Here is a 25,500-nt window from a genome sequence, read left to right on the forward strand (position 1 = left end):
TTTTTTTTTAAAGATATAAAATAATTTTAAACCAAATCTTACAAAACATCATCTTCTTGCTTTAAAAAATTTTCGCATTAACTCTGCACATTCATTTTCTAGCACACCAGAAACCACAACTGTTTTTGGATGTAGTTGTGTCCCCATCTTCAGATAACCTCTGTTTTCATCAGTCGCACCATAAACTATTTTAGTAATTTGACTCCAATATAAAGCACCGGCACACATTTGACAAGGTTCTAATGTGACGTATAAAGTGCAGTCTTTTAAATATTTTCCACCTAAATAATTTGCTGCACTCGTTATGGCTTGCATTTCGGCGTGAGCTGTAACGTCATTAAGCAACTCTGTTAGGTTATGAGTTCGAGCAATTACTTTGTTTGCCACAACAATTATAGCTCCAACAGGAATTTCACCCTTCTCAAAAGCCATTTCAGCTTCTTGAAGTGCTTTCTTCATAAAATAAACATCGGTAAAAATATTCTCCATAAACACAAAAATACGATAACCAATTCTTACTTTTGTACAATGAAGGAAAATTTGCTTTCAAAAATTAACAAACCGACCGATTTACGACAACTTACTGTAGATCAATTACCCCAATTAGCTAAAGAATTGCGGGAGTTTATTATTGATATAATCTCCAAGAAAGAAGGACATTTGGGTGCAAGTTTAGGTGTTATTGAATTAACAATTTCACTTCATTATGTTTTCAATACACCTGAAGATTTATTGGTTTGGGATGTGGGGCATCAAGCTTATGGACATAAAATTCTTACCGAGAGACGTGAATTTTTTCACACGAATAGAGAATTAAATGGAATTTCGGGATTTCCAAAGCGAAGTGAAAGCGTTTATGATACTTTTGGCGTTGGACATTCATCCACTTCGATTTCGGCTGCATTAGGAATGGCTTTGGCTTCTCAATTAAAAGGTGATTTTGACAAACAACATATTGCAGTAATTGGCGATGCGTCCATTGCGAGCGGAATGGCTTTTGAAGGATTGAATCACGCTGGGGTTACTGATGCGAATTTATTGGTGATTTTAAATGATAACGCTATCGGAATTGATCCAAGCATTGGTGCTTTGAAAAACTATTTAACCGCGGTTAAAGAAGGAAAAAATCCGAAGCAAAACAATATGATTAAATCCTTAAATTTTGATTACTCAGGTCCAATTGATGGGCACGATTTACCAAAATTACTTTCAGAATTAGAACGATTAAAAAAAATAAAAGGTCCGAAGTTTTTACACGTAATCACAACCAAAGGAAAAGGCTTGCAATTAGCCGAAAACGATCAAGTAAAATATCACGCACCTGGAAAATTTGATGCTAAAACAGGCGAAATTCATTTGAAAGATGAATCGCATTTGCCTCCAAAATTTCAAGATGTTTTTGGCCATACTTTAGTAGAATTGGCTAATCAGAATGAAAAAATTATTGGAATTACGCCGGCAATGCCTTCTGGAAGTTCTATGAAATATATGATGGAAGCTTTTCCAAAAAGAGCATTTGATGTTGGAATTGCTGAACAACACGCCGTTACTTTAGCCGCTGGAATGGCAACTCAAGGTATGGTTGTATTTTGTAATATTTATTCCACATTCATACAAAGAGCCTACGACCAAGTGATTCATGATGTTGCTTTACAAAATTTACCAGTGATTTTTTGTATTGACCGAGCTGGTTTAGTAGGCGAAGATGGCGCAACGCATCACGGTGTTTTTGATATTTCGTTTTTAAATTGCATTCCTAATTTAATTATCGCTGCACCAAAAGATGCATTGGAATTACGAAATATGATGTATACCGCTTCAAAAGGACTAAATCATCCGATTGCCATTCGTTATCCGAGAGGAAGAGGTGAAATTGTTGAGTGGCAAAAACCTTTCGAGAAAATAGAGATCGGACAAATAAAAAAACTTCAAATAGGAAGTAAAATTGTGATTTTTTCGACAGGAACAATTGGAACTAATGTAACTAAAGCTTTGGCTGAAATCGTTAATTCCAATTTATTTTCACACTTTCACTTTCCATTCATCAAACCACTAAATGACAGCAAGATAGTGGAGCTATTAAATGCACATCATCAAGTAATCACCATTGAGGACGGTGCTATAAAAGGTGGTTTTGGCGAACAAATAAACACAATTATCACTAATAACAACTTGAACAAAACGTCAATTAATTTAGGAATACCTGATTATTTTATAGAACAAGGTACAGTTTTTGAGCAGCAACAAATTTGCAAAATTGACGTAGAAAGTTTAATTCAATTATTTAATAAAACACAGCATGATTAAAAAGGTATCCCTACTTGGAATTTTATTTCTAGTCTTTCAAACCAATTATTCTCAAATCATTAGAACACAACTCCCTGATACTATTTCAAATTGGACAAAAGAGAATAAAGTAGGATTAGATATTTCTCAAATTACATTTGTTAATTGGAATGCTGGAGGTAATAACTCTGTTTCTGGGCTCGTAAAAACACAATTTATTAGAACCTACTCAAATGGAAATTTAAACTGGAAAAACGAATTAATTACTCGTTACGGTATCAATAAGCAAGAATCTCAGGTAGTGAAGAAAACAGATGATCAGTTTCAGGTGAATTCAACCTTTGGATATCGAACTGATACCATTTCTAACTGGTATTACGCCGGAAAATTTAATTTCAACACACAATTTGCTAATGGATATGCTTATCCTAATACGGATTTGGCGATTTCAAAACCGTTTGCGCCTGCTTATGTTTTTCTTGGTATTGGTGCTGAGTATTCTAGAAAAGATTTAGATTTCAACCTTTATTTATCACCACTGACTCAAAAAACTACTTTCGTTTTTGATCAACGTTTAGCCAATCAAGGAGCTTTTGGAGTTGAAAAAGCAGTTTATGATATAAATGGTGACCTACTTAGAGAGGGGAAAAATATTCGCAATGAAATCGGTATCTTACTAACGAATCAATGGAAAAAAGAACTATATAAAAATATTGATTTGGAACATCGAATAAGTTTATATTCGGATTATGCTAATAATTTTGGTAATATTGATATTGACTGGCAATTGCAATTTGCAATGATTGTTAATGAGTATGTAAAAGCTAATATTGGTATGCATTTAATTTATGATGATGACATCAAGTTTAAAGAAGAAGTAGCAGGAGTACAGATAACAAAAGGACCTAAAGTTCAGATTAAACAAATGCTAGGTGTAGGAATTCAATATCAATTTTAATAAAAAAAGGCTCTGAAAATTTATTCAGAGCCTTTTTTTAAATCTATTTTAAGTAGCTTATTTCTTAACTATTAAAAATTCACTTCTTCTATTTTGAGCATGCTCTTCTTCAGTACAATTATCACATTCAATTTTTAGTTCGCTTTCTCCAAATCCTTGACCCGTAATTCTATCCGAAACAATTCCTTTAGAAATTAAGTATTGAACAGTCGATTTAGCACGTCTATCTGATAAATTCATGTTGTATTTGTCACTACCTCTAGAATCTGTATGAGATTTAGCGAAAATTACCATAGTTGGATTGTCGTTCATTACAACAACTAATTTGTCTAACTCCTCAGCACCTTCCTGCGTAATATTACTTTTATTGAATTCAAAGAAAATTGGTTGTAGAATTACTTCTTTTTCCGTTATTATAGGAAGAATTGGATTCAACAAAGCTTCTACTACAACCTCACCGCCAGCTGTTTTAGCTACTGCGAATACGCCACTTTCATAACCTTGTCTTGAAACTTGAAAACGATAACCCATATCACATTCAACCCCAAAAGATAATTTTCCACTAGCATCAGTAAATTGACCGCCAATTACTTTTTCACTAGCATCTACTAAAACTACTTTAGCGGCATCAATGACTTTTCCTGTTTTTGAATCTTTCACTAAAGCAATGGCCTGCACAGCACAAACTGGATTAGCCACGTAAATATTATCAATACCATCTCTATTACTAGAAAAGAAACCAACTTTTTTAACTTGATTAAATGTGAATGAAAAATCATCCTTTGCAGTGTTTACTGGAGCACCAAGATTTGTTGCTTTTTCACCATTTTCAAGATTGATACTGAAAACATCATAACCACCAAAGCCTTGTTTTCCATTAGATGAAAAATACAATGTGTTATCATCAGCAATGAATGGAAAACTTTCGTTAGCGGCCGTATTGATCGTAGCTCCTAAATTTTCAGGAGTACCATATTCATCACCATTAACGGATACTTTCCAAATATCCTCACCACCTAAGCCTCCTGGCATATTAGAGGAAAAATATAGCGTTTTCCCATCTTTACTAATACTTGGATTCCTTACGTCATAAGCGGCGTTGTTAAAGGGTAAAGGTTTGCTATCTGACCAAGAATCGCCATTTTTAGATGCTTTGTAAAGATAAATTTTACCGAATTTAGCGTTCTTTGCTTTGTCTTTTACGTATTCCTTTTCATTGAAACTTTCACTTCCATAATAAATAGTGTTACCGTCAGAAGTTACGGTTGAAGGTCCGTCATTCCATTTTGTGTTCAAATTAGCAACAGCCGTAGCTTCACTAATTGTTCCGTTGGAATTGTAAGTTGCTTTATAAATATCCAAATAAGGCTCATCTATAAAATTACTATTTCTTCTCGAAGTGTTTCTGGCACTTGTAAAATAAACATTATTGTCATTGGTTAAAACGGCACCGAAATCAGTTTTATCACTGCTGATATCTGATTTGATAATATTAAATAATTTTACTTGGCTTGTTAAAGCAGGTAGATAATCTGGATTTGCATTAAACGTTTTTGCTCTTTGGTCGTTTGGCGCCAAGTCAGCAAATTTTTTCATTTGTTTATCAGATTCCGTGTAATTACCCTCTGCTTTCAACATCTGAGCATATTTATAATATGTTTCAGCGTCCTGTTTTTCCTCCGTTGCTTTCGCAAACCACTTAACAGCTTCTTTACTATTGAACACATTAAAATAACTGTCTGCTAATTGCTTATGAACATAGTTATCAGCTTTACCTTTTTCTGTTATTTTTAGATATTCTTTAGCCGCATCAACGTATTCATACCTGTTGAATAGTTTATCTGCTACTTTTGTTTCTTTGTTTTGTGCACTAAGTAAACCACTTACGATTACAAAACTCAACGTTAAATATATTTTTTTCATGTCGTTATCGCTATTAGGTTAAAAAAATCTTGGAGAACTTGATACTTTTTTCGGGAAGTTCAAATCAAACAACAAGATAAACTCATGCGAAGAAGGCGAAGTCACATTTAAATCTGAAACGATATGATCATAAGCGTATCCAATTCGTAGACTTGGTGTAATTGCATAGTTTACCATGGCACCAAAACTATCGTCTAATCGGTAAGTTAAACCTGCTTCAAATTTTTCATTAAATAAGAAATTCGTAGAAACATCTAGAGATGTGGGCGCATTAAAAGCAGATTTCATCATAAAGAATGGTTTGAATTTTACATTTTGAGACAAATCAAACACATATCCTCCTGTCAAGAAATAATGTGATACTTCTGAACCAAATTCGCGACCATCAAAATCTAAATGTTTCGACTTCATCATATTTGGAACCGAAAAAGCTACATAATACTTATCTGTATAATAAAACAATCCCGATCCTAAATTAAAATAACTGTTGTTGGTGTCTTCTGAGAACGCAGGATCATTTGGCTGTGGTAAAGTGGTATAAATATCACTAAATAAACCAACTTGTTGCAGCGTTATTCCTGCTTTAATACCAAAAGCTAATTTATGCTCACCACCCAAGTTAAGCGTGTAAGAGAAATCTCCATAAATATTATTTTCTTCTACCGGTCCAATTTTATCCGAAATTACAGACAAACCTAAACCTACATTTTTTCCAACAGGAGAATGACCTGAAAGTGTAAAAGTTGTAGGTGCATCTTCAATATCTACCCATTGCTTTCTGTACAACATTCCTATTGACAGATTTTCTTTACTACCTGCATAGGCTGGATTAATAACATTCATATTATACATATATTGTGTATAATGTGGATCTTGTTGTGCGTGTAAATCCCCAAACGAGGCAATTACAACTAAAGCTACTAAATATAGTTTCTTCATTATGTTTTTGTTTTTTTATGTTAGTCACCTCTACTTAGTGTAGAGGTGACTTAACATCTATTATCTCTCTCTATTAATATAAACCCAACCTGTTTTTGCAGGGAAACCAGTAAACTCAATCACATAATAATAAGTTCCATCAGGAAGTTCATTTCCATTATTAGACTGTCCAACCCATTCATTTGTATAGTTTGATTTATTGTAAACCTTTGTTCCATAACGGTTAAAGATTTCAACTTTCTCTACATTATAACTTGATAAATCCCACGAGTCATTAAGTCCATCATTATTTGGTGAAATACCTTTTGGAATTTGGCAAACTTCTACAGTTATCGCTAAAACACTTGGATTTGCACAAGCTGAAGCATCAGGCGTAAATGTGTAAGTAAATGTTCCTGCTGCAGTGGTATTAATAGTTGACGGATTCCACGTACCACTAATACCTTCAATAGACTGAGTTGGTAATGTTGTATCAGAAGAACCAATACATAAATCTGGTATTGCGTTAAAAGTTGTAGGAGTTCCTGAATTCACAACCACCACTAAAGTACCAACACCATCATTACACTGACCAGCATCTGGTGTGAATGTGTAAGTTGAAGTACCCGCAGTTGTTGTATTAATAACTAACGGAGACCAAGTTCCTGTAAAACCTTCAATTGATGTTGCAGGTAAAGTTGGAGCCGTAATTCCTTCACAAATACTAGCAATAGGACTAAATGTTACTACGCTTGGAGTACTAACTATAATTGTTGCATTCCTAGTTAAAGGAGCATCACAACCTAACTCATTATAAGTGTAAGCAATACCATCTACTAAAGCAGTTCCATTATTTCTAGTAACTGTAATCACATCTGTAAAAGCACCTGTTGTAAAAGTAATATGTTGTAAAATATTGTTAGGACCCGCTGCAAATATTAGATTACTAACGCCGTCAGAAATCGTTACACTTCCTGTATTGTTATTTCTCGCTAAACTCACAGTAATTGCAGTACCTGGGGGTAATACATTACCTAAAGTCATTGCAACAACTTGATTTAAAGAGTTTACAGTTGTACTGTTTGTTCCGTTTGCAACCGTACCTGCTGGCGAAAGTACTCCAACTGAATTAGCTGGATTAACCCCGCCTGAAGTAGAAATAACATTACCTGATGTTGGTACAGCAGGCGCTGTAATATAAGTAGCGTTTAATGTAGTAGAAGCCGTTATGCCTGTTACTGAAACAGTACCAATACCTGTTATAGGATTTAAAGCAATCGTTTGAGCTGCACCGCCATTGATATTATAAGTTACTGTTGTGTCTGGGGTACCAGTTAAAGTGAAAGTTCCATTTCCTCCTGCACAAACTGTCGCTGAAGGAACAATAGTCGTTAAAGAAACACCTGGTAAAACTTCAATACATACTTGCTCAGAATAAGTACATCCAAAATTATCCGTCACATTATAGGTGTAGCAATTAGTTCCTACTGTAGTAGGTGTCACTGTAATTGTACTTCCTGTCGTTGCAACGATACTTGGATCTGGAGCCCAGTTCGAAGATTGAATTGTTGGCGTAAAAGAATAATCAGTTGGTAAAATTGAATTATCAAAATTTATTCCCCAAGAGAAAATATATCCATCATCAATACCTAAATAATCTGTTATAACAAGTGTCCAGTTACCATTTAATGGGCTTCCAATTAAATTATTAAAAGAATCAACAGGCTTATAATCTCCTGCATTTATGGATGGCCTACTTGGAGTACCACAATTTGATGTAGCCCCGTTTACAAGTAAAGTCGTTGCAGTTGGTGTAAAGCAATATGTCCTACCTGTTCCGGGAGTTGTAGCTGGATCATCTAAAGGACAACCAAGATAAGTTGAACTTCCACCAGGATTGGCTTTTAAAATTACAACTTGTCCATTCGGACTAATTAATCTTATTTCGAGATCTCCTAACCATGAGTGCTCCATATCGATACAAACAGAAGTAATTTGATTAGCTGAAGTAATTGTACTTCCAAATGGAAAACAATCAACAGGCACGTAAGATTGGTAAGCAGCACTATCAACTTGTGTGTCTGGTAAAAAAGTTGTTCCACTTACTGGTGGAGAACAATCCCGTACAAAAGCTACAGGAGATGCAATACCAGTGATCGTAGTACTTTGACCTAAACATATTTCATCATCATATGCAGCTGAACCCGCGAAAACTGGAGTTGTTGAGACATAAATTTTTTGATTTAATCTGTTAGTATTTCTACAACCATTAGCATCTATAATATTAAGATTTACTAAATAAACACCTTCAGTCGCGAAAGTATGAGAAACATTTTGTCCTGTAGCTGTAGTTCCATCGTCAAAATTCCACACATACGTAGCCCCTGCGCCACTAGCTGCGAATATACCATTACCATTGAAATCTACACTACCTCCAGGACAAATTCTAATGGCACCTTCTGCTCCAATTGCCGGAACAGTATTGTCTATGACTGAAATGATTGATGGACATGGAAGACCACAGACTATGGTTGCATCCCAACCTTCTGCATTTAAAGTTGCATTTGAAACAAAAACAAATGTTAAACATCCGCTAGCGGAAGTCGCTGTATAAAAAGGTATAATATTTGCACCAAAATATGTGCCAACAACTGGTGAGGTAGCACTATCTCCATCATAAATAGTTAACGTATCACCTGGATTAGCGACCAAATTAAACGAATTAAAGTAAACAGTAACTACATCTCCTGCACTATCAGGACAAATTGTTGTTGTACCATTAGCTGCAGTAACATTATTAGGATAATTTCCTGTAGCTCCACCAAGATCATAAAATTTATCCCCACCACAATAGTTAGGGTTTGTAGATGCAGTCGCCTTTATAGTAGACCAAGGACCCACGTCTGCAGCGCCACAAATAGCTCTCACATAAATATCATATGCCGTTTGTGAAGACAAGCCTGTAATAGTATAAGGTGAAGGATTTGTTGTTACAATACCAACATCTGTAGGTAAAGGAGCAGCTGAACCAGCAGGAACATAAAAAATTTCCCATGCTGTAGCAGCAGGAGCATTATTTGTCCAGTTAACAACGATAGTTGAAGATGTATTCCCTGTGGCCGTTATGTTTGTTGGTTTTGGACAAGATGGAAATGGCTGACAAATAACGTTAGACGTCCATCCCGGATTATTCACAATACCATCACTGACAAATCTAAATGTAAGACAACCCGTAGCATTTGTAGCTTCAAAAGGACCAGGCAGGTTTGCACCTGTTAAATTTCCCCAGAAAGCTCCAGGTAAAGTAACCGTACCGAATCCGCCATCATTACCACTAGAAATAAGTGTCGCAGGGTTAACAGAATTACCATCATACACATATAATTTATCGTATGATGTTTCCGTATTGAACATCGAAAATATAACCGTTACATAATCACCAATATTATCGGGATATATTGTAACTACTGTATCTTGCGAGTTTGTATATGGTCCTGTCGGCCCTCCATTATCAATAAAATTTCCACCACAAACTGGAGGAAGTGCTGTAGTTGTAAAATCATTTACTGCAGACCAAGGACTTATATTGTCGCTACTACAAATTGATCGAACAAAATATGAGTATGCCGTAACTGGTAAAAGAGGTGTCAAAGTAAATGGCTTTGTAGGTGCTGAAACAATAGTACCAGTCCCTTGTACAAATCCTGCAGGACCGTATTCTATTTCCCACGGACCTGCTGATGAAGAGGTCCAGTTCAAAATAGCTGAAGTACCTAAAGGCGCCGCTGTAAGTGCAGTATTAACTAAGCATTGTTGATCTAAATTTACATCATCTACACACCATCTATCGCCATTATTATTGGCCATTACAAAAGCAATATAAACGTTTTGACCCGCATAGGCACTCAAATTAACTTTTTTCTGAATGTATGTTGATTGAATAGGTAGCGTTGAACCATCATTTCCTAAATCATCAAGACTCATTATTTGAAGTTCATTCCAAGTCTTCACAACAGTAAAATCTGTTGTTGTATTTTGAGTAGCCGTAGAAATTCGGATAGTATAAACACTTCCTTGATCTCCTGCTTGTGTCAACTTCGTATAAAAACGTAACTGACCATTCGCCGGCACCAATACCTGCGGTGTTACAAGCCAGTCTAAAGCAGTAGTACCTGCGGCAACAGCCTCTCTGTTTAAGTAGGCTGCTTGAAGCCCCGTGCGAACTAAAGCAGTTGTTCCTGTTGAATTCCATGATTGGGCTGTCCCAGTTCCATTGTCAAATTTTACCCATCCTGGTGGCGGGAAAGTTCCCTCGAAACCTTCTGGGAACTGTCCGTAACTTAAAACGGAGAAAATTGACATGAAAAAAAGTAGTAGTTTTTTCATTGTGTTAATATTTTGTTATGGTTTGATTAATCTTCCAAAGTTAACAAAATATTTTACCCACAACACAACTATCGATAAAAAGTGACATATTTCCGATGAAATGTATGTTTTATCACAGAAAAATTTGTGTATTTTTGTAAAATATTCTAAAAATTAAGATTTTGAGAGCAAATTCTAAAATATATTTCGCTTCAGACCAGCATTTAGGAGCACCTACCGCAGCTTTAAGTTTCCCAAGGGAACAGAAATTTGTAGCATGGCTAGACGAAGTAAAACAAGATGCCGCAGCCATATTCCTATTAGGTGATTTATTTGACTTTTGGTTCGAATATCAAACCGTTGTCCCAAAAGGTTTTGTAAGAGTTTTAGGTAAATTAGCTGAAATTAGAGATGCTGGAATTCCTATTTATTTTTTCGTAGGAAATCACGATTTATGGATGGGCGATTATTTTCAAAAAGAATTAAATATTCCTGTCTATCACGATAACGAAGAGTTTACTTTTAACGGAAAAACTTTCTTAATTGGTCACGGCGATGGAAAAGGTCCGGGCGATATTGGCTATAAAAGGATGAAGAAGGTTTTCACAAATCCTTTTTCTAAATGGTTGTTCCGATGGTTACATCCAGACATCGGTGTGAAATTAGCGCAATATCTTTCGGTAAAAAACAAACTTATTTCAGGAGCTGAAGACGTCAAATATTTAGGTGAAGATCAGGAATGGTTAGTACAATATTGCAAACGTAAATTAGAAACTAAATCGTACAATTTCTTCGTTTTTGGACACAGACACTTACCTTTAGAAATTGAACTTACTAAAAATTCAAAATACATCAATTTAGGCGATTGGATTGGCTATTTTACCTATGGCGTTTTCGACGGAACTAACTTCGAATTGAAAAAATTCGAGCTTTAATCCCCATTTTCCAAAGCTTGTACATCTTTTTCTAAATCTAATTTTCTAAATTTAGGTAAAGCTACTGCTGTGGCTCCAACTGTAATTATTGTCATTACACCACCAAATATCACAGCATTAACTACACCCATTAATTTTGCAGTTAAACCACTTTCAAAAGCACCTAATTCGTTTGAAGAACCTACAAAAATAGAATTTACTGAAGCCACTCGACCTCGCATATGATCAGGCGTATGTAATTGTAGAATTGTATTTCGAATCACCACCGAAACGCCATCAAAAACACCACTTAAGAACATCGCTAAAACAGATATCCAAAATATCTCAGAAATTCCAAAAACAATAATACAAATTCCGAACATAAAAATGGCTCCTAATAATTTTATACCCGCTTTTTTATTGAGTGAAATATAAGCGGAAAGCAACATCATTAAAAAAGAACCTAAAGCTGGTGCAGCTCGTAGAATACCGAATCCTTCCGAACCGACTTTTAAAATATCTTGTGCAAAAATGGGCAATAAAGCGACTGCTCCACCAAATAAAACAGCAATCATATCTAACGAAATAGATCCTAAAATAGTTTTATTAGTAAACACAAAGTTCAAACCTTCTTTTAAACTTTTAAATATAGGTTCGCCGATTTTCGGATTCAAAATGGGTTTTTGTTCAATTTGTGCTAACATTATTAATGCTAAAACCGAACACGCAAATACAAAACATAACGACCAATGCACGCCAATAAAACTTATCGAAAGTCCGGCTAAAGCGGGTCCAAACATAGACGCCAACTGCCAAGTAGAACTACTCCAAGTAGCAGCATTCGGATATAATTTCTTAGGAACAATTAAAGAAAGTAATGAGAAAATTGTAGGCCCAAGAAACGAACGAACAAATCCTCCAAAGAAAACTAATGCATAAATCGTATACAGAATCGTGTTTTGCGTTAAATTCTTAGTAATTTCAGGAACTGTAATTAAAAACAGTCCTAAGCTCACGACTGAAAACCCTAAAATACATTTAATTAAAAGTTTCTTTTTCTCACTTTGATCTACGATATGACCTGCAAACAAAGCCATAGAAACCGCCGGAATAATTTCCATTAAACCAATAATCCCTAATGATAATGGATCTTTCGTTAAACTATAAACTTCCCACTCGATGATTACAAATTGCATAGACCAAGCAAAAACCATTGCAAATCGCATGAATAAGAAAAAGTTGAATTCTTTATATCGTAAAGCCGCGTAAGGATCTTTTTTTGTCATCTTATTTATTCTTGTCAAGCTATGCAGAAATTTTTAAAAGACTAAACTAAATTTTAAACTTTACTCAGTTCTACAAGCAAAGCCTTTTAACCTATTAAACTCTTACACTTTTAACCATTTAACTTTAACCATTTATTCCGCAACTCTTATATCTCGTAATTGAAGTTGCAAAGTTACAGTATCTTTCCATTCGTTTTCTTCCAAAGAGAAAATTCCTTCGAATTTATTTTTGTTTTTTACGATGTCTAATTTCTTGCCTAATCCAAAACCAATCGCATTAAAATTTTCTGAATTCCCTTGTTTCACGAAGACTTTTAGATGTTCATCATCACCTCCTAATGTTTTTGCATAACCCGAATCCATCAAGTTTTTAGCCAGAAATAAAGGTGTCATATTTTCGGGTCCGAAAGGCTCAAATTGTTTTAAAACCCGCATTAATTTCGGATTCAAATCGGATAAATTAATTTCGGCATCGTAAGCAATTTCCGGAATTAATAAATCAGGATGAATGGTTGCAGCAACAACTTTTTCAAAAGCATTTTTAAAATTTTCGTAATTTTCTGGCAACATCGTCATTCCGGCGGCATACATATGACCACCAAATTGTTCCAGATGTTCAGCACAAGCTTCTAAGGCATTATATACATCAAAATCTTTCACCGATCGAGCGGAAGCGGCTAATCTATCGCCACTTTTAGTAAAAACAATAGTCGGACGATAGTAATTTTCTACCAATCTAGAAGCTACAATTCCAATAACACCTTTGTGCCAATTTTCTTGATACACGACTGTTGAACATCGAGCTTGCTCACTATTTTCTTGAATTTGAAGTAAAGCTTCTTTCGTAATTTGTTTGTCTAAATCTTTACGATCTGAGTTGTATTTTTCAATTTCGGATGCAAATTGTTCGGCTTGTTGAATATTATATTCGGTTAACAAAGCAACTGCTTCATTTCCGTGTTTGATTCTTCCAGCTGCGTTAATTCTTGGTGCGACAATAAAAACAACATCCGTAATCGTTAAAACTTTCTTCTTTACATTCTGAATTAACGCTTTTATTCCAGGTCTTGGATTTGAGTTAATAACTTCCAATCCGAATTTTGCCATTACACGATTTTCACCCGTAATTGGAACAATGTCCGCTGCAATAGCCGTCGCAACTAAATCTAAATATAAAACTAAATCATCAATCGTTTGATTCCTATTTTTGGCTAAAGCCTGAATCAACTTAAATCCGACACCACAACCACATAATTCGTCATACGGATACGAACAATCTTCCCGTTTCGGATCCAAAACAGCAACCGCTTCGGGCAAAACTGGTCCCGGTCGGTGGTGGTCACAAATAATAAAATCAATGTTTTTTGCTTTCGCATAATTAACGTGATCTATCGATTTGATCCCACAATCCAAAGCGATAATTAAGGAAATACCGTTGTCTTCGGCATAGTCAATTCCCAAATATGAAATACCATAACCTTCGCCATAACGATCGGGAATATAGGTCGCAACATTCGGATAAAAACTGCGTAAATAACTTGAAACTAACGAAACAGCGGTCGTTCCATCGACATCATAATCACCAAAAACCAAGATGTTTTCGTTGTTTTGAATCGCTTTTTCTATCCGATTAACTGCTTTATCCATATCTTTCATCAGATAAGGATCGTGCAAATCGGCTAAAGTAGGACGGAAAAAAGTTTTGGCTTGTTCATAGGTTTCAACGCCACGCTGAACGAGTAAAGTAGCGATGATTTCTTCTACTTGAAGGGCATTTTGTAAGGCTTGTAACTTTTCTTTTTCTGGCTTTGATTTTAGATTCCAACGCATAATAATAAAATTAGAATTTCGAAATTAGAGTTCAGAATGTTAGTTTGAACTCTGTTATTTTGGCTTATAGTACTGAACAACAAATATATAATTATTTTTTTAGAATGAATTTTATTTTTTTAGTTCTAATGCATTTTCCGAAAACTGAATGCCTTCCCATCCAAATTCAATAAAATTTCGGATGTTTTGATGGTCATCATCGGTTGGTGTTTGTAACACTTTTTGATAATGTTCACCAAACAAAAATAAGCTTTCCGACGCACTTAAGTTTTGCTCTTTTGCAAATGAAAATACTTTGCAGGAACCATTATTTATGCCGGCATCATTAATTATTGTTCCGTTTTTAAATCGTGTTGGTGTAAACAAATAAAAAGCATCTATCGTTTCGATTACTTCAGAAAATGTTAAAATTTCTGAATTCTGAACTTTCTCTTTAAGTAGTAAAACCGTCATAATTACACTTTATGATAAAAAATCTCCACCTCAACTTTTGCAAATTGACGGAACATTTCCATTACACCACAATATTTATCTACTGACAAATCCACTACTTTTTGCAATTTTTTCTCGTCTAAATTCGGACCATAAAAATGATAATCCACTTTTACTTTATCATAAATTTTTGGATGTTCCTCAGTAAGTTCAGCTTCAACTACAATATTGAAATCTGTTACTTCCAACTTCATTTTTTCAATTAAAGACGCCAAATCAATACCCGAACAACCTGCTAAAGCAGACAACATCATTGATTTTGGGCGTAAACCTGCTCCTTCTCCTCCATTTTCTGCAGCAGCATTGATCAAGAATGTTTCGCCACTTGGATTAGTAGATTCAAATTGCATTTTACCTTTCCAGGTTGTAGTTGTTTTTGATGTAGTCATAGTTAATTTAGTGATTAAATTTGCGAGATGCCAAGCGGATGAAAGAAACTAAACCTTAATTTCTGTTCCGAATTTATCCATTTCTGTTTTACAATTTTTACAAGTATGTCCTCCATACAAAGCTTGATTTTCATTTGCGGGTTTTCTCACAAGTGGCTGCTTTAAATTACATTTTGGGCAATAAACGCTACCTAGCTTTATTCCAAATTTTGAATATTTACTGTCTTTTTTAATTAAGAAAAACCCTAAAAACAACACAATTCCAATAATATATCCGAGATATGATGAATCCATTTCTATTCTTTAATTAAACGTTTCTTTCTTCCAATTACAAAATAAAGCAAAGCACCTAGAACAGGTAAAAAGAGGATAACTAAAGTCCAAATTAATTTGTCATTACCTTCAAAATTACTTTTTAAAATATCAATAAGACAAAACACCCACAACCCAAATGTCAGCAACATTAGAAATTGCCAAACGAATAAACCAACCGAAAATTCAGAAATTACTGTTTCCATAATTTATTATTTTTATTTCAAACTTTTTCCACCTACACAAACCACAATTTCTCCTTTAGCAGGTTTGGCTTCAAAATGATTGAAGACTTCTTCAGCCGTTCCTCTAACCGTTTCTTCGTGTAATTTTGACAATTCACGTGAAACCGAAACTGGTCTTTCATTACCAAAATATTGCATAAATTCGGCCAAAGTTTTATTCAATTTATGGGGTGAAACATAGAAAATCATTGTCCGATATTCTTCCGCTAACGCTAAAAAACGAGTTTGTCTTCCTTTTTTATCAGGTAAAAAGCCTTCAAAAACGAATTTATCATTGGGCAAACCGCTATTTACTAAAGCGGGAACAAATGCTGTAGCTCCTGGCAAACAATCTACTCCAATTCCGTTTTCCACACAAGCACGTGTAAGCAAAAATCCCGGATCAGAAATTGCCGGTGTTCCTGCATCACTAATCAACGCAATGGTTTCGCCCGCTTGCAAACGCTTTACCAAATTTTCAACGGTTTTGTGTTCGTTGTGCATGTGATGGCTGTGCATGTGCGTCGAAATTTCGAAATGTTTTAGTAATTTTCCGCTAGTTCGCGTGTCTTCTGCTAAAATCAAATCGACTTCTTTCAGAATACGAATCGCTCTGAAAGTCATGTCTTCTAAATTGCCAATTGGCGTTGGAACAATATATAATTTACCCATTTACTACAATAATTTAAGAACGAATTTTAAAAACATATAAGTCAGATAAGTTATTTTAAAACGAGAAACTAAAACGTAAAGTTCATAAAAAATAGCACAAGATATGCTACGAATTTAACTAGCATCAATTACTTCATAACAAGCTGAAAACTTTTATTTGAAAATTCGTAAATCTAGCTTAAGAAAATTTCTTCTCTACAATTTCCATAAAACGTGTTTCAAATTCTTCTTTTCCTTCCCAATTGTTATAGTCAGGTTTTACGAAATCTTGCACAAAAGATTGGGCTTCATCGAAATTATCAAACGTATTTAATTGTGAAATAACGCGGTTAAAATCATCTGAACTTCCACCAAATAATTTCTTTTCGAAGCCAATTCGGTCATTCAAACCAAAAGCAATCGATTTATTTAAGCGGTCATTCAACGAACTTATTTTTGATTCTTGCACTTTTTCAACCGTTTTTTTAACTTCTTGCTCCAATACTTTTGGCGATTCAAAAACGGCTACAACTTGTGGAGTAATTTCAGTTGCTACATCTTCTTGTGCAGGAACTACAGGTTCGAAAACAGCTTCATTCGCAATTTCTACTTCAACCGGAACATCTTCTACTTTAACAAAACTCATTTCTGCATAATCGTGTACCAATAAATCTTCAAAAGAGATTTGTTTGGCTTGCGTTCCAACCACAGAAGACACTGTTTCTACTGGAATTTCAACGCCAATTTCTTGTGCAACAACTTCTTCTGGAGCAATTTCTTCTGCCTCAATTTCTTCATTAACCACTTCGATAGGTTCCATTTCCGCCACAAATTCTTCTGCAAGAGGTTCTTTTTCTGTAGGAACTAGTTCAGCTTCTTCCAGAATTTCATCTTCATCTTCCACAATTAATTCACCCACAACAACTTTCTCTTCCGCAATAGGTTCGGTAAAAACAGGCGTTGGCATCAATTCAACTTCATCACCTTTATGGTCTTCTACTACTTCTATAGGAGTTTCCGCAATAGCCAATGGTTTTGCTTGTAATTTTTCTTCCAAAACTACTTGTGGAATTTCATTTTTCACCAATTCGAAATTTTCCTCATAAAAGCGTAAAACAGTTAATTGATCGTACAAATTCTTAGCTTCTAATTGCAATTGAATGGTATCTGCGTGGTTTTTCAACTTTAAAATTCGGTGTGCGATGCTAATTAATTCAGCTGAGACTCTTTTCTTCATAACTTTGGTGCGTATAGTTAAATATATCGATGGTTTTTTACTAATTTTGTTTTGCCTACAAATGTAGTAGAAAATAATTTTTTAACGTACGAAAGATACAAAATGTTTCTCGAAAATACCGTAAATCATCAAGAACAATTTGGCTGGATTGAAGTAATATGTGGTTCGATGTTTTCGGGTAAAACCGAAGAATTAATTCGCCGCTTAAAAAGAGCTCAATTCGCTAAACAAAAAGTCGAAATTTTCAAACCCGCTATAGATACACGCTATGACGAGGAAATGGTGGTTTCTCACAATCAAAATGCAATTCGTTCCACACCTGTTCCTGCTGCTGAAAATATTAGGATTTTAGCACAAGGTTGTGATGTGGTTGGCATTGACGAAGCCCAATTTTTTGACGATGAAATTGTTGCGGTTTGTAATGATTTAGCCAATTCAGGAATCCGCGTAATTGTAGCCGGATTGGATATGGATTTTAAAGGAAATCCTTTTGGTCCGATGCCTGCTTTGATGGCAACTGCGGAATATGTCACGAAAGTGCACGCGGTTTGCACCCGAACTGGAAATTTAGCTCATTATAGTTTCAGAAAGTCTGACGATAAAAAAATTGTAATGTTAGGCGAAACAGAAGAATATGAACCTTTAAGTCGTGCTGCGTATTACAACGCGATTCGTGCACCAAAAGAAGAAAAAGAATAAATTGAATTTCAACATAACCAATATTATTTCAAACTGCAAAGGCGTTTTCCACGGAAATTCGACTGATTTCAACGCAAGTCATATTTCGATCGACAGCCGTTCGTTGCAAAACGGAAATAATACCTTGTTTTTTGCCATAAAAGGTCAGAATCACGATGCTCACTTCTATTTGGAAGAGCTTATTGCAAAAGGCGTTCGGTATTTTGTAGTTGAATATATTCCGGAACATTTATACAATCAGGCAAATTTCATTATTGTTGAAAATACGTTGGTTGCCTTGCACAAAGTCGCTATTGCTTATCGTCAGAAATTTGATTTCCCATTTATAGGAATTACCGGAAGCCAAGGAAAAACCATCGTTAAAGAATGGTTGAATTTCCTTCTAAGTCCAAATCATTTGATTGTTAGAAATCCAAAAAGTTATAATTCGCAAGTTGGAGTGCCTCTTTCTATTTTAGGGATTGAAGGGAATTACGATTTCGGAATTTTTGAAGCTGGAATTTCACTTCCAAACGAGATGCTTCAACTGGAACAGATTATTCAACCGAAATACGGCATTTTAACGAATATTGGTTCAGCTCACGATGAAGGTTTTGCTAATCGCGAAGCCAAAATCAAAGAAAAAATAAGATTGTTTGATAATTGTTCGGATGTGTTTTTAGAACAGAATTCAGCAATTGAAAATTTACTTCCAACAGCAATAAAAAAGCATACTTGGAGCTTTACAGATGAAAATGCGACGTTATTCGTGACACAAAAAAGCACAAATGGAAGTGTCGAATTAACCTTCAAAACGAAAGAAAACACTTTTAGCCTAAATAGTCCATTTTCAGACGCAAATGCTATTGAAAACATAATTACTTGCGTGAATTTTATGCTGTTTTTGGGCGAAGAAACCACTTTCATTCAAAAACGTGTTGCTGAATTATATCCAGTAGAATTAAGACTTCAGGCTAAAAAAGGAATTAATAATTGTTTGATTGTTGATGATAGTTATTCGTTGGATTATCAATCGTTGAAAATTGCCTTAGATTTCTTAGAACAACAGAAATTACACGATAAAAAGACGATTATTTTATCCGATATTTTTTCGGGAGGCATTCCAATCGCACAATTATATAGCGACATCAAATCGATTTTGTCGAAACATAAAATCAATCGAATTATTACCATTGGCGAAACCATCGGCAAGCAATTAACCGATTTGCCAAATGTAATTCCGTTTGCAACCACGCAAGAATTTTTACAACAATTCAATACCCAATCCTTTCAAAATGAAACCATTTTAGTAAAAGGTGCGAGAGGTTTTAATTTTCACGAAATCGTAGTGGTTTTGGAAGAAAAGAATCACGAAACCATCTTGGAAATTAATCTCGATGCGATTAGTCACAACCTAAATTTCTACAAATCAAAACTAAAACCCGAAACCAAAATAATGGTAATGGTAAAAGCATTTGGCTACGGAAATGGCGGTTATGAAATTGCAAAAGTATTGGAACATCAAAAAGTAGCTTATTTAGGAGTAGCTTTTGCCGATGAAGGAATTGAATTGCGAAAAGCCGGAATTACGACACCAATTATGGTTTTAAATCCAGAAAATAGCAGTTTTAGAGCGATGATAGCTTACAATTTAGAACCCGAAATTTATTCGATTACGGGTTTAAAAGCATTTTTAAAAATCGCTCAAGAGCAAAATATTTCGAATTATCCGATACATATTAAATTAGACACCGGAATGCATCGTTTGGGCTTTGAATCGCATCAAATTTCGGAATTATGTGATTTGTTGAAAAACAATAATTTCATTCAGGTGAAAAGTATTTTTTCGCATTTAGCAGGAAGCGACGACAAGAAACTCGATGCTTTTACACAACTGCAATTTCAACGGTATGACACGATGTTTCTTGAATTGGAAAAAGTATTGCCTTCAAAACCCATTCGACATATTTTAAATACTTCGGGAATTTTTAATTATCCCGAAAAACAAATGGAAATGGTGCGTTTGGGAATTGGATTATATGGCATTGGCAATTCTGAAGAAGAACTACAGGCTTTAGAAAACGTAAGCACTTTAAAAACGATAATTTCCCAAATCAGAACCGTTGCACCAGAAGAAAGCATTGGTTACAGTCGGAAATTCAAAGTGACGCACGAAATGCAAGTTGCGACAATTCCGATTGGTTATGCCGATGGTATTCGAAGAGCTTGGGGCAATGAGAAAGGCTATGTTTTAATTCAAAATCAGAAAGCGACCATCTTAGGTTCGATATGTATGGATATGATGATGGTTGATGTTACTGAAATTAATTGCACACCGGGTGATGCAGTAATTGTCTTTGGTAAAAACCTAAAAGTAACCGAAATAGCAACTGCTATTGACACCATTCCTTATGAGATACTGACTGGAATTTCTCAACGTGTAAAAAGAATTTTTTATAAAAATTAACATTTTATTGATTTTTTTGTAAATTCGTATTTATAGAATAAAACTAACTCTTTAAAATTAAAACTATGGGATTCTTTTCAGACTTTAAAGCCTCTTTAATGCGAGGCGATGTATTAAGTTTAGCAACCGCTGTTGTTATTGGTGGTGCTTTTGGCAAAATAGTAGGATCTGCTGTAGATGATGTTATTATGCCAATCGTTGGTTTAATTACTGGTGGAGTTGATTTTACACAAAAATTTATCGCATTAAACGGAGAAAGCTATGCTACTCTTGACGCTGCTAAAGCCGCTGGCGCAGCAGTTATCACTTATGGTAACTTAGTGCAAGCAATTATCAATTTCGTAATTATTTCATTCTTTATTTTTGTAGTTTTAAGAGCTGCTGAAAAAGCTAAGAAAAAAGAAGTTGTTGTTGATGCAGCTCCAGCTGGACCTTCTCAAGAAGAATTACTTACTCAAATTAGAGATTTATTAAAAAACAAATAGTTTATCGCTACATTATGTATTCTAAATGAAACCCAGCAATTGCTGGGTTTTGTTTTTATATCTTCTCTTTGGGTTCAGGGAAAGGATTCCTCCGGTAGCGGGGGTTTACTGCGTGGCTTTACTGTGTGGGCACGGATTGTAAATCCGCGCAATCGGATTTTTTTTACAAAACTATTCAAAAATAATTGTTCTGTTATAATTTCATTAATGTTTGTTAAGTGATAGGTATATTCTATACTTTTGTACTACTAAATAAAATTATAATGAAAGTAGCTGTAGTAGGCGCTACCGGAATGGTAGGCGAAATAATGCTTCAAGTATTAGCAGAACGTAATTTTCCTATAACCGAATTAATTCCTGTGGCTTCAGAAAAATCAGTGGGAAAAGAAATCGAATGGAAAGGAAAAAAATATAAAGTAGTTAGCTTGCAAACCGCTGTAGCTATGGCACCTGAAATCGCTTTGTTTTCGGCTGGTGGTGAAACTTCTTTAGCCTGGGCACCAAAATTTGCCGCCGCCGGAACAACCGTAATCGACAACTCATCCGCGTGGCGAATGGACGAAACTAAAAAACTAATCGTTCCTGAAATTAACGCTTCGACCTTAACAAAAGACGACAAAATCATAGCCAATCCTAATTGTTCTACTATTCAATTAGTACTGACCTTGGCTCCTTTACACAGCAAATACGATATCAAAAGAATCGTAGTTTCTACCTACCAATCCATCACGGGAACGGGTGTGAAAGCAGTGGAACAATTAGAAAATGAATACAGTGGAGTTAAAGGTGAAATGGCTTATAAATATCAAATCCACAGAAACGCTATTCCACAATGTGATGTTTTTGAAGACAACGATTACACCAAAGAAGAAATGAAACTGGTGCGTGAAACCCAGAAAATATTAAACGACAAAACCATTGCGGTTACTGCAACTGCTGTTAGAATTCCAGTTGTGGGCGGCCATAGTGAAGCCGTTAACGTGGAATTTGAAAATGATTTTGACGTTACTGAAGTGCGTAAAATTTTACACAACACGCCAGGCATAAAAGTGCAAGACAATACGGATACTTTTACTTATCCAATGCCAATGTATGCACAAGGTAAAGATGAAGTTTTTGTAGGCCGAATCAGAAGAGATGAAAGTCAGCCAAACACGCTGAATATGTGGATTGTTGCCGATAATTTAAGAAAAGGAGCCGCAACAAATACGATTCAAATAGCGGAATATTTAGTGGCTAACAATTTAGTATAATAGCTTTTATCACAAATAAATTAACCCGAATTAACGAAATAGTTTACTTCAGTAAACCTTAAACATTCGTTAATTCGGGTTTTGTTTTTACTTTTCATACTAAAAAATATATCTTTGTAAAAGTGAAAAAGAAATTACTCTATATGAATATTGGCTTAATGCTAGCAGTTTTATTTGCTGTTAGCTACCAATCTATTCATACTTTTTCGCACAATCACCATCTGAAAACGGAACATTGCGATCATTCGCACAGTTCAATTTTTAAGAGTGTTGAAAAAACGTTTTCTCAAAACGAAGATTGTCCAATTTGTGATTTCAAATTTGCTCCATTTTTAGTTACAGCGTTCTATCATTTTGATTTTATTCCTTCTTTTTACGAAATTCCTTATCAATTCAACAGTAACGAATATCGCACTACACATCAAGGAACTTCACGTTACTTACGCGGACCACCCAATTTTATAGCTTAAATTAATCCCACTTTATTATTTAAAATAAGGTCAGTTTTGTTGTATCTCTTTTTGAAGTACAGCACACAATAGTATTATTTATCTATAAAAAACTCACAATGAAATACTTATTAAGTGTAATGGCATTTTTATTTGCCGTTGCCGGATTTTCGCAATCAAAAATCAGCGGTCAAATCACCAATTCCAATAACGAAAAATTATCGGGCGTTTTAGTTCATATCGAAGAAAACAACGCTGAAACTACTACCGATGCGAACGGTTTTTACCAATTTACAACCTTACCAAAAGGTACTAATAAACTAATTTTCTTTTTATCAGGTTATGAAATGCTGACTAAAAAAGTAAATCATTTAGAAGTTGATGTAGTAATAAATGTGATTTTAGAAGAAAAAGAACAGCATTTAGAAGAAGTAATTGTTTCTACTTTTTACAACAAAATTCAGTCTGAAAATGTAATGAAAGTGGAACACGCCAAAATGACTGAACTAAAAGAAAACGGTGCAACTTCATTAATTGACGGACTTGCGACTCTTGCAGGAGTTTCTCAAATTTCAACTGGAACTTCAATTGGAAAACCAGTAATTCGGGGTTTGAGTGGCAATCGTGTTTTAGTATATTCGCAAGGAATTCGTGTGGAAAATCAGCAATTTGGAGAAGAACACGGTTTGGGCGTAAACAGTGCCGGAGTGGAAAGTGTAGAAGTTATCAAAGGTCCGGCTTCGTTACTTTATGGCTCGGATGCTTTGGGCGGTGTCATTTATTTGAATCCCGAAAAATATGCTTCGTATCAAGAAAAAGAAACTTCTTTTGAACAACAATATTTCAGCAATACGCAAGGAACGGCAACTACTTTCGGATTTAAAGCATCACCTTCGAAATTCAAGTTTTTAGTTCGAGGAAATTACACTTCGCACGCCGATTACAAAGTGCCTTCCGGCGAAAGAATTATCAATACGCGTTTTATAGAAAAAGATTTAAAAATGGGAATTGGCTATGCCGATGCAAAAATGGCAACAGATTTTCGATACAATTTCAACCAATTAAATTTGGGTTCACCCGAAGAAGATTTAGAAAATTCAGGCTTTAGAAATCCGATGTTTCCAAAACAAGATGTTGCAAACCACGCTTTGAGTTTAAACCAAAAAGTATATTTCAAAAATTCAAAAATAGAAGGTGATTTTGGCTATACATTAAACGACAGAAAAGAATTAGAAGCTCCAGACGAAATTGCATTATCGATGAAATTACAAACTGCGAGTTATAATGTGAAATATTTTCTTCCGAAATTCAACCGTTTGGAAGCCATTGTAGGAATTCAAGGTATTGACCAAACCAACACTAATTTTGGCGAAGAATTATTGATTCCGGATGCAAATGTAAAAGATTTTGGAACTTTCTTAACTGCAAATTATGCTTGGAATTCTAACGTTTTACAAGCCGGAATTCGTTACGACAAGAGAAAAATCAACACACAAACCCACGGAATTATTGGCGAAGAAGGTTATTTTGAAGCCATCGACAAGCAATTCGATAGTTTCAATGCTTCTGTTGGATATAAAACTGATTTATCCGAATCTATCAATTCGCGTATTAATATTGCTTCGGGTTTTAGAGCTCCGAATTTATCCGAACTAACTTCAAACGGCGTTCACGAAGGAAGTAATCGCTACGAAATTGGCGATTCAAACTTAAAAAACGAACAGAATTTTCAAGTCGATTTGAATTTGGAATATAAAAGTCAGCATTTTGAAATCTTCGTAAACGGATTTTACAATCACATCAACAATTACATTTACATTACTCCAACTGGAGCTGAAATTGATGGGAATGACGTGTATAATTACATTCAAAACAATGCTTCGTTATTTGGTGGTGAAGCCGGAATTCACTTTCATCCGCATCCGTTTGATTGGTTGCATTTTACAAGTAGTTTCGAAAGTGTGACAGGAAAACAAGGTGATAATAATTTACCATTAATTCCAGCAAACCAATGGAAAAACAACATTAGAACTGAATTCGGATTAAAAAATTGGCTACAAAAAGGCTATGCTTCGGTTTTCTTTAATTACACTTTTGCTCAAAATAATTTCAGCACATTTGAAACCAAAACGAATGATTACTTATTAGTTAATTTGGCAATTGGCGGAAAAATTAAAATCGGTAAGAACTATATAAATGCTTCTGTAAACGGAAATAACTTATTGAACAAAACCTATGTAAATCACTTGTCACGATTAAAAACTGATGGCATTTATAACATCGGTAGAAATATTATTGGAACGATCAGTTTCGACTTATAATTAACATTTCATTCACTTCTAAACAATATCTTTGTTGATTACACCTATTTAATTATGAAAAA

Annotated in this window: 21 protein-coding genes; 9 read left to right on the forward strand and 12 right to left on the reverse strand. The window is 34.8% G+C overall.

All coding sequences use genetic code 11. The features are described 5' to 3' along the window. Positions 1–48 precede the first annotated feature (48 nt). The gene (locus tag T1L09_RS10515) at positions 49–489 is read right to left on the reverse strand and encodes a nucleoside deaminase (protein WP_322550918.1); all 441 of its coding nucleotides are present in this window, start codon (positions 487–489) and stop codon (positions 49–51) included. Positions 490–528: 39 nt separating this feature from the next. Here T1L09_RS10515 and T1L09_RS10520 point away from each other — a divergent pair, with 39 nt between their 5' ends. Beyond that, complete coding sequence (locus tag T1L09_RS10520) at positions 529–2,307, forward strand: 1-deoxy-D-xylulose-5-phosphate synthase (RefSeq protein ID WP_322550919.1); 1,779 nt, start codon at positions 529–531, stop codon at positions 2,305–2,307. Further along, positions 2,300–3,244: a DUF3078 domain-containing protein gene (locus T1L09_RS10525; RefSeq protein ID WP_322550920.1), complete on the forward strand. Its 945-nt coding sequence runs from the start codon at positions 2,300–2,302 to the stop codon at positions 3,242–3,244. The genes T1L09_RS10520 and T1L09_RS10525 overlap by 8 nt, the downstream gene beginning before the upstream one ends. A 57-nt stretch (positions 3,245–3,301) precedes the next feature. Here the strand turns inward: T1L09_RS10525 and T1L09_RS10530 are convergent, their stop codons facing one another. The 3 genes from T1L09_RS10530 to T1L09_RS10540 are packed head-to-tail and all read right to left on the reverse strand — an operon-like array spanning position 3,302 to position 10,471. Beyond that, on the reverse strand, positions 3,302–5,167 hold the full coding sequence (locus T1L09_RS10530; protein WP_322550921.1) for an OmpA family protein: 1,866 nt from the start codon (positions 5,165–5,167) through the stop codon (positions 3,302–3,304). An 18-nt stretch (positions 5,168–5,185) separates the two neighbouring features. Beyond that, positions 5,186–6,106, reverse strand: a complete 921-nt coding sequence (locus T1L09_RS10535) for a PorP/SprF family type IX secretion system membrane protein (protein WP_322550922.1) — start codon at positions 6,104–6,106, stop codon at positions 5,186–5,188. Between the two features lie 60 nt (positions 6,107–6,166). Next, entirely contained in the window at positions 6,167–10,471 is a 4,305-nt protein-coding gene (locus T1L09_RS10540) for a T9SS type B sorting domain-containing protein (RefSeq protein ID WP_322550923.1), read from the reverse strand. Between the two features lie 161 nt (positions 10,472–10,632). On the opposite strand from T1L09_RS10540, the gene T1L09_RS10545 reads away from it, so the two are divergent. Next, positions 10,633–11,385, forward strand: a complete 753-nt coding sequence (locus T1L09_RS10545; protein WP_322550924.1) for a UDP-2,3-diacylglucosamine diphosphatase — start codon at positions 10,633–10,635, stop codon at positions 11,383–11,385. Here T1L09_RS10545 and T1L09_RS10550 read toward each other — a convergent pair. From T1L09_RS10550 to T1L09_RS10585, 8 genes are all read right to left on the reverse strand, one after another. Next, positions 11,382–12,650, reverse strand: a complete 1,269-nt coding sequence (locus tag T1L09_RS10550; RefSeq protein WP_322550925.1) for an MFS transporter — start codon at positions 12,648–12,650, stop codon at positions 11,382–11,384. The genes T1L09_RS10545 and T1L09_RS10550 overlap by 4 nt on opposite strands. A 132-nt stretch (positions 12,651–12,782) precedes the next feature. Continuing rightward, positions 12,783–14,480: a single-stranded-DNA-specific exonuclease RecJ gene (gene recJ, locus T1L09_RS10555; protein WP_322550926.1), complete on the reverse strand. Its 1,698-nt coding sequence runs from the start codon at positions 14,478–14,480 to the stop codon at positions 12,783–12,785. Between the two features lie 111 nt (positions 14,481–14,591). Beyond that, positions 14,592–14,933: a HopJ type III effector protein gene (locus tag T1L09_RS10560; RefSeq protein ID WP_322550927.1), complete on the reverse strand. Its 342-nt coding sequence runs from the start codon at positions 14,931–14,933 to the stop codon at positions 14,592–14,594. A 2-nt stretch (positions 14,934–14,935) separates the two neighbouring features. Beyond that, positions 14,936–15,361 carry an OsmC family protein gene (locus T1L09_RS10565; RefSeq protein WP_322550928.1) on the reverse strand — a complete coding sequence of 142 codons (426 nt, stop codon included), beginning with the start codon at positions 15,359–15,361 and terminating at the stop codon, positions 14,936–14,938. 48 nt (positions 15,362–15,409) lie between these two features. After that, positions 15,410–15,655, reverse strand: coding sequence for a hypothetical protein (locus tag T1L09_RS10570; protein WP_322550929.1), 246 nt, complete (start codon positions 15,653–15,655; stop codon positions 15,410–15,412). A gap of 2 nt (positions 15,656–15,657) precedes the next feature. After that, a complete protein-coding gene (locus T1L09_RS10575; RefSeq protein WP_322550930.1) occupies positions 15,658–15,879 on the reverse strand; it encodes a PLD nuclease N-terminal domain-containing protein in 222 nt (73 codons plus the stop codon). Positions 15,880–15,891: 12 nt separating this feature from the next. Then, entirely contained in the window at positions 15,892–16,569 is a 678-nt protein-coding gene (gene rsmI, locus T1L09_RS10580; protein ID WP_322550931.1) for a 16S rRNA (cytidine(1402)-2'-O)-methyltransferase, read from the reverse strand. A gap of 178 nt (positions 16,570–16,747) precedes the next feature. Further along, positions 16,748–17,785 carry a hypothetical protein gene (locus tag T1L09_RS10585; protein ID WP_322550932.1) on the reverse strand — a complete coding sequence of 346 codons (1,038 nt, stop codon included), beginning with the start codon at positions 17,783–17,785 and terminating at the stop codon, positions 16,748–16,750. A gap of 102 nt (positions 17,786–17,887) precedes the next feature. Here T1L09_RS10585 and T1L09_RS10590 point away from each other — a divergent pair, with 102 nt between their 5' ends. The 6 genes from T1L09_RS10590 (at position 17,888) to T1L09_RS10615 (ending at position 25,438) form a co-directional block, all read left to right on the forward strand. Further along, a complete protein-coding gene (locus T1L09_RS10590) occupies positions 17,888–18,484 on the forward strand; it encodes a thymidine kinase (protein ID WP_322550933.1) in 597 nt (198 codons plus the stop codon). Position 18,485: 1 nt separating this feature from the next. Beyond that, positions 18,486–20,930: a bifunctional UDP-N-acetylmuramoyl-tripeptide:D-alanyl-D-alanine ligase/alanine racemase gene (locus T1L09_RS10595; RefSeq protein ID WP_322550934.1), complete on the forward strand. Its 2,445-nt coding sequence runs from the start codon at positions 18,486–18,488 to the stop codon at positions 20,928–20,930. Between the two features lie 65 nt (positions 20,931–20,995). Further along, on the forward strand, positions 20,996–21,415 hold the full coding sequence (gene mscL, locus T1L09_RS10600; RefSeq protein WP_322550935.1) for a large conductance mechanosensitive channel protein MscL: 420 nt from the start codon (positions 20,996–20,998) through the stop codon (positions 21,413–21,415). Positions 21,416–21,678: 263 nt separating this feature from the next. Next, positions 21,679–22,668 carry an aspartate-semialdehyde dehydrogenase gene (locus T1L09_RS10605; protein WP_322550936.1) on the forward strand — a complete coding sequence of 330 codons (990 nt, stop codon included), beginning with the start codon at positions 21,679–21,681 and terminating at the stop codon, positions 22,666–22,668. Positions 22,669–22,790: 122 nt separating this feature from the next. Continuing rightward, complete coding sequence (locus T1L09_RS10610) at positions 22,791–23,138, forward strand: hypothetical protein (protein WP_322550937.1); 348 nt, start codon at positions 22,791–22,793, stop codon at positions 23,136–23,138. Between the two features lie 98 nt (positions 23,139–23,236). Next, the gene (locus tag T1L09_RS10615) at positions 23,237–25,438 is read left to right on the forward strand and encodes a TonB-dependent receptor (protein WP_322550938.1); all 2,202 of its coding nucleotides are present in this window, start codon (positions 23,237–23,239) and stop codon (positions 25,436–25,438) included. Positions 25,439–25,500: the final 62 nt, after the last annotated feature.

This window comes from Flavobacterium psychraquaticum, from assembly GCF_034497725.1.
GTDB lineage: Bacteria > Bacteroidota > Bacteroidia > Flavobacteriales > Flavobacteriaceae > Flavobacterium > Flavobacterium psychraquaticum.

What these genes read in the sequence shown, in the direction of transcription:
- T1L09_RS10590 (WP_322550933.1), top strand. Translation starts at nt 17,888, where the DNA reads ATGTTTCTCGAAAATACCGTAAATCATCAAGAACAATTTGGCTGGATT.
- T1L09_RS10575 (WP_322550930.1), bottom strand. Translation starts at nt 15,879, where the DNA reads ATGGAAACAGTAATTTCTGAATTTTCGGTTGGTTTATTCGTTTGGCAA.
- T1L09_RS10605 (WP_322550936.1), top strand. Translation starts at nt 21,679, where the DNA reads ATGAAAGTAGCTGTAGTAGGCGCTACCGGAATGGTAGGCGAAATAATG.
- T1L09_RS10540 (WP_322550923.1), bottom strand. Translation starts at nt 10,471, where the DNA reads ATGAAAAAACTACTACTTTTTTTCATGTCAATTTTCTCCGTTTTAAGT.
- T1L09_RS10530 (WP_322550921.1), bottom strand. Translation starts at nt 5,167, where the DNA reads ATGAAAAAAATATATTTAACGTTGAGTTTTGTAATCGTAAGTGGTTTA.
- T1L09_RS10515 (WP_322550918.1), bottom strand. Translation starts at nt 489, where the DNA reads ATGGAGAATATTTTTACCGATGTTTATTTTATGAAGAAAGCACTTCAA.
- T1L09_RS10520 (WP_322550919.1), top strand. Translation starts at nt 529, where the DNA reads ATGAAGGAAAATTTGCTTTCAAAAATTAACAAACCGACCGATTTACGA.
- T1L09_RS10570 (WP_322550929.1), bottom strand. Translation starts at nt 15,655, where the DNA reads ATGGATTCATCATATCTCGGATATATTATTGGAATTGTGTTGTTTTTA.
- recJ (WP_322550926.1), bottom strand. Translation starts at nt 14,480, where the DNA reads ATGCGTTGGAATCTAAAATCAAAGCCAGAAAAAGAAAAGTTACAAGCC.
- T1L09_RS10535 (WP_322550922.1), bottom strand. Translation starts at nt 6,106, where the DNA reads ATGAAGAAACTATATTTAGTAGCTTTAGTTGTAATTGCCTCGTTTGGG.
- T1L09_RS10585 (WP_322550932.1), bottom strand. Translation starts at nt 17,785, where the DNA reads ATGAAGAAAAGAGTCTCAGCTGAATTAATTAGCATCGCACACCGAATT.
- T1L09_RS10565 (WP_322550928.1), bottom strand. Translation starts at nt 15,361, where the DNA reads ATGACTACATCAAAAACAACTACAACCTGGAAAGGTAAAATGCAATTT.
- T1L09_RS10615 (WP_322550938.1), top strand. Translation starts at nt 23,237, where the DNA reads ATGAAATACTTATTAAGTGTAATGGCATTTTTATTTGCCGTTGCCGGA.
- T1L09_RS10550 (WP_322550925.1), bottom strand. Translation starts at nt 12,650, where the DNA reads ATGACAAAAAAAGATCCTTACGCGGCTTTACGATATAAAGAATTCAAC.
- mscL (WP_322550935.1), top strand. Translation starts at nt 20,996, where the DNA reads ATGGGATTCTTTTCAGACTTTAAAGCCTCTTTAATGCGAGGCGATGTA.
- T1L09_RS10560 (WP_322550927.1), bottom strand. Translation starts at nt 14,933, where the DNA reads ATGACGGTTTTACTACTTAAAGAGAAAGTTCAGAATTCAGAAATTTTA.
- T1L09_RS10525 (WP_322550920.1), top strand. Translation starts at nt 2,300, where the DNA reads ATGATTAAAAAGGTATCCCTACTTGGAATTTTATTTCTAGTCTTTCAA.
- rsmI (WP_322550931.1), bottom strand. Translation starts at nt 16,569, where the DNA reads ATGGGTAAATTATATATTGTTCCAACGCCAATTGGCAATTTAGAAGAC.